Annotated in this window: 15 protein-coding genes; 6 read left to right on the forward strand and 9 right to left on the reverse strand. The window is 65.0% G+C overall.

Annotation, left to right across the window (positions count from 1 at the left end; all coding sequences use genetic code 11):
• Window positions 1-102: 102 nt before the first annotated feature.
• The 4 genes from CIT40_RS22830 to fliL are packed head-to-tail and all read right to left on the reverse strand — an operon-like array spanning window position 103 to window position 3,052.
• Complete coding sequence (locus tag CIT40_RS22830; RefSeq protein WP_094895714.1) at window positions 103-867, reverse strand: MotE family protein; 765 nt, start codon at window positions 865-867, stop codon at window positions 103-105.
• A gap of 9 nt (window positions 868-876) precedes the next feature.
• Window positions 877-1,323 carry a DUF6468 domain-containing protein gene (locus tag CIT40_RS22835; protein WP_094895715.1) on the reverse strand — a complete coding sequence of 149 codons (447 nt, stop codon included), beginning with the start codon at window positions 1,321-1,323 and terminating at the stop codon, window positions 877-879.
• A complete protein-coding gene (gene fliM, locus CIT40_RS22840) occupies window positions 1,320-2,522 on the reverse strand; it encodes a flagellar motor switch protein FliM (protein ID WP_094895716.1) in 1,203 nt (400 codons plus the stop codon). The genes CIT40_RS22835 and fliM overlap by 4 nt, the downstream gene beginning before the upstream one ends.
• A gap of 29 nt (window positions 2,523-2,551) precedes the next feature.
• A complete protein-coding gene (gene fliL / locus CIT40_RS22845) occupies window positions 2,552-3,052 on the reverse strand; it encodes a flagellar basal body-associated protein FliL (protein WP_094895717.1) in 501 nt (166 codons plus the stop codon).
• A gap of 376 nt (window positions 3,053-3,428) precedes the next feature.
• On the opposite strand from fliL, the gene flgF reads away from it, so the two are divergent.
• Genes flgF through flgH form a run of 4 tightly spaced genes read left to right on the forward strand, consistent with a single transcriptional unit; the run spans window position 3,429 to window position 6,913 of the window.
• Window positions 3,429-4,190 carry a flagellar basal-body rod protein FlgF gene (gene flgF, locus CIT40_RS22850; RefSeq protein ID WP_094895718.1) on the forward strand — a complete coding sequence of 254 codons (762 nt, stop codon included), beginning with the start codon at window positions 3,429-3,431 and terminating at the stop codon, window positions 4,188-4,190.
• A gap of 16 nt (window positions 4,191-4,206) precedes the next feature.
• Complete coding sequence (gene flgG / locus CIT40_RS22855) at window positions 4,207-4,995, forward strand: flagellar basal-body rod protein FlgG (protein ID WP_091965437.1); 789 nt, start codon at window positions 4,207-4,209, stop codon at window positions 4,993-4,995.
• 10 nt (window positions 4,996-5,005) lie between these two features.
• The gene (gene flgA / locus CIT40_RS22860; RefSeq protein ID WP_162307622.1) at window positions 5,006-6,139 is read left to right on the forward strand and encodes a flagellar basal body P-ring formation chaperone FlgA; all 1,134 of its coding nucleotides are present in this window, start codon (window positions 5,006-5,008) and stop codon (window positions 6,137-6,139) included.
• Window positions 6,140-6,148: 9 nt separating this feature from the next.
• The gene (gene flgH / locus CIT40_RS22865; RefSeq protein WP_094895720.1) at window positions 6,149-6,913 is read left to right on the forward strand and encodes a flagellar basal body L-ring protein FlgH; all 765 of its coding nucleotides are present in this window, start codon (window positions 6,149-6,151) and stop codon (window positions 6,911-6,913) included.
• 238 nt (window positions 6,914-7,151) lie between these two features.
• Here flgH and CIT40_RS22870 read toward each other — a convergent pair whose 3' ends face one another.
• Both CIT40_RS22870 and CIT40_RS22875 read right to left on the reverse strand, forming a co-directional pair.
• Window positions 7,152-7,931 (reverse strand): 2-keto-4-pentenoate hydratase, encoded by a 780-nt coding sequence (locus CIT40_RS22870; RefSeq protein WP_094895721.1) that lies wholly within the window; start codon window positions 7,929-7,931, stop codon window positions 7,152-7,154.
• A 96-nt stretch (window positions 7,932-8,027) separates the two neighbouring features.
• On the reverse strand, window positions 8,028-9,056 hold the full coding sequence (locus tag CIT40_RS22875; RefSeq protein WP_094895722.1) for an SDR family oxidoreductase: 1,029 nt from the start codon (window positions 9,054-9,056) through the stop codon (window positions 8,028-8,030).
• Between the two features lie 96 nt (window positions 9,057-9,152).
• On the opposite strand from CIT40_RS22875, the gene CIT40_RS22880 reads away from it, so the two are divergent.
• The gene (locus CIT40_RS22880) at window positions 9,153-9,593 is read left to right on the forward strand and encodes a winged helix-turn-helix transcriptional regulator (protein WP_162307623.1); all 441 of its coding nucleotides are present in this window, start codon (window positions 9,153-9,155) and stop codon (window positions 9,591-9,593) included.
• A 283-nt stretch (window positions 9,594-9,876) separates the two neighbouring features.
• Here CIT40_RS22880 and dksA read toward each other — a convergent pair whose 3' ends face one another.
• Window positions 9,877-10,242 carry an RNA polymerase-binding protein DksA gene (gene dksA, locus CIT40_RS22885; protein WP_008554760.1) on the reverse strand — a complete coding sequence of 122 codons (366 nt, stop codon included), beginning with the start codon at window positions 10,240-10,242 and terminating at the stop codon, window positions 9,877-9,879.
• Window positions 10,243-10,458: 216 nt separating this feature from the next.
• Window positions 10,459-11,070 carry an NAD(P)-dependent oxidoreductase gene (locus CIT40_RS22890; RefSeq protein WP_094895723.1) on the reverse strand — a complete coding sequence of 204 codons (612 nt, stop codon included), beginning with the start codon at window positions 11,068-11,070 and terminating at the stop codon, window positions 10,459-10,461.
• Between the two features lie 149 nt (window positions 11,071-11,219).
• Here CIT40_RS22890 and CIT40_RS22895 point away from each other — a divergent pair, with 149 nt between their 5' ends.
• Complete coding sequence (locus CIT40_RS22895) at window positions 11,220-11,588, forward strand: winged helix-turn-helix transcriptional regulator (protein WP_094895724.1); 369 nt, start codon at window positions 11,220-11,222, stop codon at window positions 11,586-11,588.
• Window positions 11,589-11,764: 176 nt separating this feature from the next.
• On the opposite strand, the gene CIT40_RS22900 is transcribed toward CIT40_RS22895, so the two are convergent.
• Window positions 11,765-12,178, reverse strand: a complete 414-nt coding sequence (locus CIT40_RS22900) for a flagellar assembly protein FliX (RefSeq protein ID WP_094895725.1) — start codon at window positions 12,176-12,178, stop codon at window positions 11,765-11,767.
• Window positions 12,179-12,305: the final 127 nt, after the last annotated feature.

Here is a 12,305-nt window from a genome sequence, read left to right on the forward strand (position 1 = left end):
GCGGCATGTCTTCCGTTTCGACGGGTCCACGGCGGCACTGGTGCCGGCCCCTGCCCCCGATTCTAAGGTTTTGCCAATTAAGGACTTCTTAAGTATGAGCCCTCAATTCGGCTTTTGCGTCGGCTTGCCGTCGATCTTCGGCAGCTCGCCGGCCGAGGCCGACTGATCGCCGCCGCCATTGGCACGACGGGCCATCTCGACCGTCAGCTTCTCGGCGGCCTCCGGCGACATCAGCCCCATGATGTCCGACATCTTCCGTGGCGCGATCGCCGAGGCGATCTCGATCAGCACGCCCATCTCGAGCCGGTCGAACACCCGCGCGGCGTCCTTGGGCTTCATGCCCTCATACATGGTCACGAGGCCCTTCATGCGCTGGGCTTCGGCGGCCTTCTGCTCAGCCTGCGTCGCGGAGATGCGGGTTTCCACCGCCTTCATCTCCTCGACCTTGCCTTCGATGCGCTTCTCGGCCGACTTCAACAGGCTCTCGCGGATGTCGATCTCGCGCTGGCGGGCCTCGATCTCCTGGCGGCGCGCCTGCAACCGTTCGAGGATCGCGCGCTCGGAGGCGGAGATCTGCGGCTGGGCTTCGTCGATCTTGACCACGGTGCCTTCCGGCTTGGTCTCGGGCGCGGCCGGCTTGGGCGCTTCCTTCGGCGCGCCATGGGTCGAGCCGGTGATGATCTCCGGCTCCTCGCGGCCGCTCGGGAAGTTCAGATTCTCCTGCGCCCAGGATTTCTTGGTCTGGTTCGGCTTGTAGTCGAAGACGTAGCCGCCATTGATCACGAGGCCCGCCACCTTCAGCGTGGCGAGACCTGCGACGGCGACCAGGACGATCGGGATGACGCGGATGTTACGAAAGGACTTCATACCCTGACTTTATGCGGCAATGCCGTTGGATCGTCGGCGTTCGGAGAAGGCTTCGGCCGCAGCCGCCACCGCCTTCGCCGTCGAGGGCTTGGCTGCTGGCGCGGCAACCGGTTCCGGGTTCGTCATGGGGCGCGCGGCGATCGCGATCTTGGACAGCCGCCGCACCACGTTGTCGGCTTCGCCGAGCTGCTTGTGGAGCTGATCCGACATCTGCGTCGCCGCGGCGAGCTGGCTGCCGAGGTTCTCGTTGACGTCGCGCACGGCGAGCTTCAGCCCGCCGATCGCGCGCTCGGCGATCTCGGTCGCGGTGATCAGCTCGCCGATCACCGCCTTCAGCGAATGCTCGTCCGCCTTCAGCCGCGTCAGCCGCTTGTTGAGCATGACGCAGTAGAAGATCGTCAGCATCAGCAGGATAGCCACCAGCGTCTCGATCGCCATTCCCAGGGAGTGGTTCATGGGGCCTCCATCATCTTGTTCTGCTCGTCCACCTTCTCGAACATCGCAAGTGTCGTACTTGGCTTGCGCAAGGGTTTCGTCACGCGGATCGCGACGCGGTCGCCGACCCGGCCCATCCGCCCCTCGGTCAGCGTGACGTCGCCGCAGCGCACGGTGACGTTGGCGTCGGCGCGCATGTCCAGCGGCAGCGTGTCGCCGACCTTCAGCCGCATCAGCTGCTTGAGCGGAATGTCGGCCTCATAGAGCACGGCATCGACGGCGATCTCGGCCTGGTTGATCTCGGTGGCGAAATGGCCTTCCCAGACCGGATCGCGGCCGAACTTTTCGCCCATGAACATCTGGAGCAGGACGCCCCGGATCGGTTCGATGGTCGCATAAGGCAGCAGCAGCTCGATGTTGCCGCCGCGGTCTTCCATGTCGATGCGCAGGCGCACCAGGATCGCGGCGTTGGCGGGACGGCTGATCGCGGCGAAACGCGGATTGGTCTCGAGCCGGTCGATCGTGAAGGTCACCGGCGACAGCGGCCGGAATGCCTGCTCGGCGTCGGCCATGACCACCTCGACCAGCCGCTTGACCAGCTCGGTCTCGATCGTGGTGTAGGGCCGCCCCTCGATGCGGAGCTGGCTGGTGCCGCGGCGGCCGCCGAGCAGCACGTCGATCATCGAGTAGATCAGGCTGGAATCGACCACAGCCATGCCGAAATTGTCCCACTCTTCGGCCTTGAAGACGGTGAGGACGGCGGGCAGCGGGATCGAATTCATGTAGTCGCCGAAGCGCACCGAGGTGATGCGGTCGAGCGAGACTTCGACGTTGTCGGAGGTGAAATTGCGCAAGCTCGTCGTCAGCAACCGCACCAGGCGGTCGAAGACGATTTCGAGCATCGGCAGACGCTCGTAGGAGACCATCGCCGAATCGATGATGGCGCGAATGCCGGAATGGTCGTCGAGGGTGACGTCGCCGACGGCGAAGCCCAGGAGGTTGTCGATCTCCTCCTGCGACAACACCCGCTCGCCGGAGTTCTTGCCGGTGCCGAGATCGCGGCTGCCGTCCTCGACCATGGCCGCCCATTGCAGGGCCATGGTCTCCGATAGCTCGTTTTCGGCCGCAGCCTTCGCGGCCTCGGCGGGATCCTCGGAATCGAGCGATGCCTCCCATTGGGCGGCAATCGCATCCTGGTCCATTTGCTCGTTGCCGGCCATGACGCTAGCCCGTTACCTTCCGCAAGCCGTCACTGGATCACGACTTCCTTGAACAGCACCGCGCTGACCTGCACCGGAGCAACCGCCGCGTTGACGCGCTTGGTCAGCTCCTCCTTGAGGCGGAAGATGCCGGCGGAGCCGTTGAGGTCGGAGGGGCGCAGTTCGCGCACGTAAGTCTGGAAGATGTCGGTGACGCGCGGCATCGTCGGCTTGATCGCCTCGATCTGCTTCTCTTCCTTCAGCTCCAGCACGATTTTCAGCCGCAGATATTGCACGCGCTCGCCGGGCGCGCCGGCGAGGTTGACCATGATGTCGGGAACGTCGACGAAGGACGGCGGCTTCGGCGGCGGTGCGGCCTCGGCATGATGCTCGTCGGCGCCGTGACGGAAGAAGAAGAACCAGGTCGCAGCACCGCCGCCGAGCACGGCGAGCAGGCCGACGGCCATGATGATGAGCTTCAGCTTGTTCTTCGGCGGAGCCGCTTCCGCGCCTTCGGCGGCTGCGCCGCCTTCCGCTTCATTCTCTGCCATGGTCGCCGCGCCCGAATCTCTGAAAGGGGTCGAAAGAGCAGAGCCTGAAGACAATGACGCGATACAAATGCCCCGGCGCGATGCGCTCCTCTTCATGCAAACGCTACGGTAATAATGGTTAACGGAACCTTTCGATTGGGCTTCCACTAGGAAAAATCTGCCGGGCAGACATGGCTAACAGAACCTTTCTGCCGCCCTCCGAAGCCCTTCGAAAACAATCAAGCCACTGAAATTACATAAATTTTCAAGTTGGCACGGCTTTCGCTGAGAAAGGGGCGAGACCGAACGGTTTGGGAGAACCCGACGGTCTCGTTCACGGGGTCCGCCACGGCGCTTGGGAGAGCGAAATGGCAGATCCGCTCAGGGGAGATTTCCGATGCAGAACGCGCTTCTGATCGGCTTGTCACGGCAGATGACGTTGGAACGGCAGATGGATGTCGTCGCCAACAACGTCGCCAATGCCAACACCAACGGCTTCAAGGCCGACCATTCGCTGTTCGAGGAATTCCTCAACTCGAACGCGCGCGAGGACAATTTCGTCGGCGCTGACCGCCGTGTCTCCTATGTGCAGGACCGCGGCACCTACCGCGACATCGGCCAGGGAGCGATGGAGGCGACCAGCAACCCGCTCGACATGGCGATCGACGGCAACGCCTATTTCGCCGTGCAGGCCAATGGCGGCGAGATGTTCACGCGCGACGGCAAGTTCTCGCTCAACAGCACCGGTCAGCTCGTGACCTCGAACGGCAATCTGGTGCTCGGCACCGGCGGCCCGATCACCTTCCAGCCGACCGATCACGACATCAACGTCTCGCCGGACGGCACCATCACGGTGCTCGAAGGCACCGCCAAGACCGACTCGATCCGCGGCAAGATCCGCATGGCCTCGTTCGACGATCCGACCAAGCTGACCAAGCTCGGCGCCAATCTCTATTCCGCCGGCTCCGCCACCCAGCAGCCCGATGCCAAATCCACCGTGCGCCAGGGCTATATCGAGAAGTCCAACGTGAATTCGGTCGGCGAGATGACCCGCATGGTCGAAGTCATGCGCAGCTACACCGCCATCGCCAACCTGCTCCAGCAGCAGAGCGACCTCCACAAATCGGCGATCGAAAAGCTCGCCGACGTTCCGGCCTGATTGAGGGAGAACTGAAATGCAGGCGCTTCACACCGCAGCGACCGGAATGGCGGCACAGGAACTCAACGTTCAGGTGATCTCCAACAACATCGCCAACCTCCGCACCACCGGCTTCAAGAAGCAGACCGCGGCGTTCCAGGACCTGATCTACGAGCACGTCCGCCGCGTCGGCGCGCAGGCCTCGGACCAGGGCACCATCCTGCCCGTCGGCGTCGACATCGGCGGCGGCGTCAAGACCGTCGGCACGCCGCGCAGCATGACGCAGGGCACGCTGTCGCAGACCGGCAACGATCTCGACCTCGCGATGTCCGGCGAAGGCTTCTTCAAGATCCTGATGCCCGACGGCACCTACCAGTACACCCGCGACGGCACCTTCCAGATGGACAATCAGGGCCGCGTCGTCACTGCCCAGGGCAACCCGGTGCAGCCGACGATCACGATCCCGAACAACGCTTCCGGCATCTCGGTGAGCGAGCAGGGCCAGGTCTCGGTGACGCTGCCGGGCTCGTCGACGTCCTCGATCGTCGGCCAGATCGGCGTGACCCGCTTCATCAACAAGGCCGGCCTGCAGCCGGTCGGCAGCAACCAGTTCACCGAGACCCCTTCGTCCGGCCCGCCGCAGGACGGCACCGCGAACTCCGAAGGCTACGGCAAGATCACGCAAGGCAGCCTCGAGCAGGCCAATGTCGACGTCGTCTCGGAGATGAGCGACCTGATCGCCGCGCAGCGCGCCTACGAGATGAACGCCAAGGTGATCAGCGCCGCCGACCAGATGATGCAATCGACCACGGCGCTGTTCCGCTGAGGTGATGACGATGATCCGCACCACCCTCGCCACCCTCTCCGTCCTGCTCGCGCTGGCCTTGCCGGCAGCGGCCGCGGACGATTTCATCGCCTCGCCGACGCTGCGCGCCAGCGTCACCGTGACGTCGGACGTCGTGCGGGTCGGCGATCTCATCGAAAATGCCGGATCGGCCGCGCAGATCCCGGTCTACCGCTCGCCCGACCTCGGCACGACAGGCACGCTGACGGTCGGCCAGGTGCTGTCGGTGCTCCGCGCCAAGCAGGTGATCGGCGTCATGACCGGCGACCTCAAGGAGGTCCAGGTCACCCGCCTCGCCCGTACGCTGGCGAACAAGGATCTCGAAACCGCGGTCGCCTCGGCGCTCGAGCGCCGCTTCGGCCTCGGGGACGCCGCCAACATCACCGTCACCTTCGACCGCGGCGTCGCCGAGATGCGGCTGGATGCCTCCAACTCCGGCGCGCTGCAGCCGGTCGCAACCCGCTTCGATGCCCGCAGCGGCCGGTTCGACATCGCCTTCGAGATTGCCAACGACAGCAGCCCGGTCCCGACCAAGCTGCGCTTCACCGGTAACGCGGTCGAGACGGTGGAAGTGGCCGTGCTGACGCGCGACATCGACCGTCTCGATCTGCTGAAATCCTCCGACATCGTGTTGGAGCGCCGGCCGAAAGCCGAGGTCACCGGCGAGCCCGCCTCGCGCGACCGCAGCATCGGCATGCAGCTGCGCCGGCCGATGCGCGCGGGCACGCCGCTGCGTGCCGCCGACATGGTCAAGCCCGATTTGGTGGTGCGCGACCAGAGCGTCACCATCATCTACAAGGTGCCCGGCCTCTATCTCACCTCGCGCGGCAAAGCGATCGAGAGCGGCGCCGAGGGCGACACGGTGAGCGTGCTCAATGTGCAATCCAAGCGGACGCTGACCGGAACCGTCACCGGCCGCGGCCAGGTGACGATCGAGGGCGCGAGTCAATCCGCGCCGATGGCACCCGCAGTCGAGCAGACTTCCTCGCTCAAGCGGGACGAGGCGCCGGCCCCGGTCGACACCGCTGCCCTCCTTCGGAGCCTTGTGCAGGCTCCCGCCTCGCCGGCCCAGATCGCAGAAGCCCAGATCCCGCAAGCTCGCGCCTCGCAAGCTCAAGCCAAGTAAGAGTTCGTCATGTCCGCTTTCAGTTCGGCTTACCGTCTTCGTCGCATCGCGATCTCCGCCCTGCTGCTGGCCTCTTGCGCGCTGGGCGGCTGTTCCTCGATCGACCGCCTGTCGCAGATCGGCGAGCAGCCGAAATTGTCCGCGATCGACAATCCGACGGCGCAGCCGGGCTACAAGCCGGTGCAGATGCCGATGCCGAAGCCGGAAGTCGCCTCCTACAATCCGAACTCGCTGTGGCGCAACGGCAGCCGCGCCTTCTTCAAGGACCAGCGCGCCCGCCAGGTCGGCGACCTCCTGACCGTGACCGTGAACATCACGGACAAGGCCAACATCGCCAACGAGACCCAGCGCAGCCGCACCAATTCGGAAGATTCCGGCATCACCGACTTCATCGGCGGGAAGACCCTCGGCGTGCAGGCGCAGAAGGTGCTGCCCGGCCGCATCCTCACCGCCGACTCCTCCGCCTCCAGCGACGGCAAGGGCTCGGTCAACCGCACGGAAGCCCTGCAGACCAACGTCGCCGCGGTCGTCACCCAGGTGCTGCCGAACGGCAATCTCGTGGTCGAAGGCAAGCAGGAGATCCGCGTCAACTACGAGATCCGCGAACTCATCGTCGCCGGCATCGTCCGCCCCGAAGACATCCAGAGCGACAACACCATCGATTCCACCAAGATCGCACAGGCCCGCATCGCCTATGGCGGCCGCGGCCAGATCATGGACGTGCAGCAGCCGCGCTACGGCCAGCAAGTGATGGACGTGCTGCTGCCCTTCTAAGCTTCTCCCGAGCTCCCACATCGTGTTCGCGAACCTAGGCGCGAACGACGATGTACGACGCGGCCTCCGGTAGCTCCCCTGCCGGAGGCCGCCTGTATTTTTGGGCGGTGCGCACTTTTGCCCTGCTGTCATCGTCCGCGAAGGCGGACGATCCAGTATTCCGAGCCGCCGGTGATTGGACGATACGGCGCGGCGTACTGGATTCCCCGCCTTCGCGGGGAATGACGATGGAGAGATCCTACGTAAACTCCGCCTCCACCACGCCCAGCCCGTCCAGTTCCATCCGCACCTTGTCGCCGGCCTTCAGCCACAGCGTCTTGACCAGGCTGCCGGTCAGCACGAGCTGTCCCGCGTGAAGGCCCTTGCCTTCGGCGGCGAGATGGTTGGCGAGCCAGGCGAGCGCGTTGTGGGGATGACCGAGCACGTCGGCGCCGGTGCCGTGGCTGACCTCCTCGCCGTTGACGATGGCGCGGCCCTTGACCGCCTTCAGGTCCGGTACCGACGAGCGCGGAACCGACGGAGCCAGCACGCAGCCGGCGGCGAAGAAATCGTCGGCGATCAGCGTCGGCGCCCCCATCGTCTCCCACTTCACGTAGCGATCGTCGACGATCTCGATCGCGGGATGATAGGCCTCGACGGCTTCGCCGACCCATTCGGCCGTGAACGGCGCCTCGCCGGCGGCGAGGTCGCGCTTCAGGCGCACCGCGATCTCGCATTCGACGCCAACCCGGACATAGTCGGCAGCCGCGAGCTTGGCGCCGGTGTCATGCACGCCCTTCTGGAATACGCCGCCGCCGCAAGGGTGCGGGATGCCGATATAGTCCTGCATCACCTGGCTGGTGCAGCCGATCTTGTAGCCGACCAGCGGACCGGCATGCGGCAGCAGCAGATCGTGCAGCGCGCGCTGAACCTGATAGCCCTCTGCTTCATCGGCCGGCGGACGCTCCAGCGCCGCAAGCGGCGCATGGTTGCGGCGCGCCAGCGCGATCGCCTTTGCGGCTTCGAGAATCCTGTCCATCGGCGCCGCCTCCCACGCTACGCAGTCGAGGGCGGTACTTCAGCATCCCCGCCGGGGCGTGACAAGCGCGAGCCAAAGAACAGTTCGAGGGTGCCCTCAGCCCTTGACGAGACCGAGCCGGATCAGGCTTTCGGCGGTCGAGAGGATCGCCTCCTGGTTGGAACGGGGCTGCCAGCCGAGCACGGACCGCGCCTTGGCGCTGGTGGAATGCCGCACCCTGCCGAGCATCGGCACGACGGCACGCAGCAGCGCAATCCGGTTGGCGGCAAGCCGCACCAGCCAGTCCGGCGCCTGCAGTCGCGGAACCCGGCGTGCCGCAGGCCCCAGTTCCCGCCGCAGCACCCTGGCGATGTCGAGGATCGACATCGTCTCGCCGGACACCGCGATGAAACGCTCGCCCTTCGCGTCCGGCGAGATCATCGCCCGCAGATGCAGATCGGCGACGTCGCGCACGTCGACCACGCCGAAATGGACCCGTGGCACTGCCGGCATGGCACCGTCGAGCAGCGATTTGACGATCTCGATCGAGCCGGAGAAATCCGGCCCGAGCACCGGACCGAAGATGCCGGCGGGATTGACCACCGCCAATTCGAGCCCGCCGCCCTCCTGCGCAATGAAATCCCAGGCCGCCCGCTCAGCCAGCGTCTTGGACTTGATGTAGGGCTGCACGTCGGCGCCGCCCAGATTGGTCCAGTCGGACTCGTCGAACGGTCTTTCGCGCGGCGGATGGCCGTAGCCGATCGCCCCCAGCGACGACGTGACGACCACGCGCCTGACGCCGGCGTCGCGCGCGGCACGCAGCACCCTCAGCGTGCCGTCGCGGGCCGGGATGATCATCTCGTTCTCGTCCTTGGGAACGCTGGTCGAGAGCGGCGAGGCGACATGGAGCACGTAGTCGCATCCCGCGACGGCCTCGCGCCAGCCCTCGTCCGCGGTGAGGTCGGCGGTGAAGAAGGACAGGCTTTCGGGCGATGCCGCCCCGCCCTCGCGGAGCATCGCCAGCACATCGGCCTGCCGGTCCGGCCGGCGCACCGTGGTCCGCACCTGATGGCCGGCGGCGAGAAGTTGCAGGACGACATGGATGCCGACGAAGCCGGACCCGCCGGTCACCAGAACAGTGCTCATTGCCAAATTCCCTCATTGCTCAGGAAGGTCGGCGAATTGGCTCCGCCCCCTGCTCAAGGCCGCATCTGGTCACTATCTCCGGGGGCAACAAGTAGAATGGATTTCGAGACCAGTATGGAAAACCTGACCAGCACTTGCGACGTGGACTGCGATTGCAGCCCCGGGGACTGCGATTGCAGCCCCGGGGACTGCGATTGCAGCCCCGACCCTGCCGTGCTCGCCGAGTTCAAGCGGGCCATCCATGCCCTCGGCGGCAAGTGGAAGCTGGAGATCCTGTTCGCGCTGATGAACGGCGCGGTCCGCTTCGGCGCCTTGCGGCGATCGATCGGCGGCATCACCCAGCACATGCTGACCACGCAATTGCGCGAGCTGCAGCGGGACGGATTGGTGTCGCGCACCGTTCTCGCTTCGAGGCCGTTGCAGATCGAATACGAGCTGACCGATGCGGCCTACGCCCTGCTGCCGGCGTTTAAGGAAATATTGAGCTGGTCCAGGCTTTATGGGGATGCACGCCTCGCGGTGTCGCAAGAAGCCTGATTGCAGCGATGCTTGATGCAGCTCGATCCACGCTTCAACGGACTCGACGATCTCGTTGATGCGACTCGCAAAAACTCCCGCACCTGAAGTGAAGGCTGTTTCTCATCCGAACTCACGTGAGCTCGGAGGAAGTGAGTCTAGCCCATTGATTGCGATTCACTTTTCGCGATGGCGTCCGCGCGCCAAGGCGCGCCGGCGACCAGCGACAGGCAAAACGCTGAACAGGACGCAAAGCTGCGCCTTGATCCCAAAACAAAAGAGCCGCATCTCTGCGGCTCGGGCTCTATTCGTCGCGATAGACCTTCTCGCGCTTCTCGTGGCGCTCCTGCGCCTCCACCGAGAGCGTCGCGATGGGCCGGGCCTCGAGCCGCTTCAACGAGATCGGCTCGCCGGTGTCCTCGCAATAGCCGTAGGTGTTGTCCTCGATACGCTGGAGCGCGGCGTCGATCTTGGCGATCAGCTTGCGCTGGCGGTCGCGGGCACGGAGTTCGATGGCACGGTCGGTTTCGGACGATGCCCGATCGGCGAGATCGGGATGGTTCACGTTCTCCTCCTGCAGGGCTTGCAGGGTGAGCTTGGACTCTTTGAGGATCTCATCCTTCCAGGCGAGGAGCTTCAAACGGAAGTACTCCTTCTGCCGGTCGTTCATGAAAGGCTCTTTTTCGGTCGGTCGGTAGTTTTTCAACTTTTCCAAGGGCGGCCTATCTGTCTAAGCAACGACTCGCACAACGGAACGGGGTCCGCTGAGCGGGGCCTTATATAGCGGCCACCTGTGACAGACAATGTTTCCCTCACCGCCCGATCGGCGCCCCCAAGCCCTTGCACAGGAAGGTTTATCCTGGAGGGGCCGGGGGCGGCCGAAAGCCTAGTAGCCGACCGTGAAGCGCTGCTTCACGTGGGCGGGGCGCTCGATCTCGTCGGCCAGCGCAATGGCGTAGTCGGCGAAGGTGATCCAGCTCTTGCCGTTCGCATCTGCGAGAAGCTGATCGGTCCCGAGCCGGAACTTGCCGGTGCGGTCCCCCTCGACGAACAGGGCCGAGGGCGAAATGAAGGTCCAGTTCAGCTCCTTTTCCTGCCGCAGCAGGTCGAGGAAAGCCGAGCCAGCCTCCGCTTCCGCCTTGTATTGGGCCGGAAAATTGGGAGTCGTGACCAGTTTCACGCCCGGAGCGACCTCGAGGCTGCCGGCGCCGCCGACGACGAGGTAACGACCAACTTTGGCGTCCTTCGCCGCGCCGATCAGCTTCTGCGCATCGCTGGCCAGGAAGTGCACGGAACTCACGGCGACGTCGTGCCCGGCCCACAGCTTGGCAAGGCCCGCCCGGTCGAGCACGTCTCCCCTGGTCGGGGTGACGTTCGGCAGGGCCGCGATATTCTCGGGGTTCCGGGCGATGGCAGTGACCGCATGGCCGCGGTGGGACAGTTCCTTGGTGATCTCCGACCCGGCCCGGCCCGATGCGCCGGCAACTGCGATTTTCATGGATGGCTCCTTTGCTACTATAGTAACTAACAGTGACTAGATATCGCAAAGAATGCTGGTGTTAAGAGAGCACTTTGTGCTTACCTGATTACGCGGGGGTGACCGCCACGCGTATCACAAGCAACGAAACCGGATTCCGAGGCCCGACGATGAAGCCCGACGTCTATGCAGCGAACTGCCCCACGCGCCAGATTCTCGATCGCATCGGCGACAAATGGGCAGTGCTGATCCTGCTGCTGCTGCGCGAGGAGCCGATGCGCTTCAATCAGCTTCGCCGCGCGATCGAAGGCATTTCGCAGAAGATGCTGAGCCAGGTTCTCAAATCGCTCGAACGCGACGGCCTGCTCAGGCGCCACGCCATCGCGACCGTGCCTGTCACGGTGGAGTATTCGATCACACAGCTCGGGCTGACGCTCGCCGGTGCGGTCGATCCGCTGCGCGATTGGGCCGAGCAGAATCTGAAAGACGTTCTCGCCGCCCAGCGCAGCTACGACGCGCAGCAGAAGGAAGCAGCGTAACCAACGTGTAGCAGACCCGTCATCCTGAGGTGCGAGTGGCGCGATGCAGAAGCATCGCGCCGGGAGCCTCGAAGGATGTACGGCCGAGATGAAGCAGCCGGGCTCGTCGCCCTTCGAGGCTTTTCATACGGCGCATGCGCCGTATGAAAAGCGCCTCAGGGTGACGGATTTAGCAGCTACGCCTGCCCGGCCTTCGCCAGTTCGACCTCGACGCGCAACTCGATCTCGGACAGCACCGAGTCCAGTCCGGGATCGCCGGAGGATGATTTCAGGTTCGCCGCAGCATCGCGCAGGCGCATCACGGTCGAGGCGTCGAGATTACCGGACAGCAGCCCCATCTTGAGATCGTCGAGTACGTCGAGCGCCGTCCTGCCGCGGGAGACCGAACGCTTGCGGCGCTCGACCGGATCCTCCTCGACGCCCTGCAAGGCAAGCAGCGCGTCGATGTTGGCGGCGGCCTTCGGTGCGGCGGCGCTCCGGGTCTCCTGTGCCGACGAGGTGTCGGGCAACACGAAGGTGCCGGAGCCGGTCCGCCTGGCCTGGCTGGCCGGCGTTCCAAGCGTCGTGCCGTTCGGTCCGTAGATGCGCATCGGAGGGAATCCGGGTGATCGATGCGGTCACCTTCGCCGTCTTATGGTTAACGGCGGGTAAACGGCCCGGCAAAATCTGCCGACAGGCGGCAGTTTCGCTCCTCAGGGAGAACGCCAGCTGACACCG

The organism is Bradyrhizobium amphicarpaeae, from assembly GCF_002266435.3.
Lineage (GTDB): Bacteria > Pseudomonadota > Alphaproteobacteria > Rhizobiales > Xanthobacteraceae > Bradyrhizobium > Bradyrhizobium amphicarpaeae.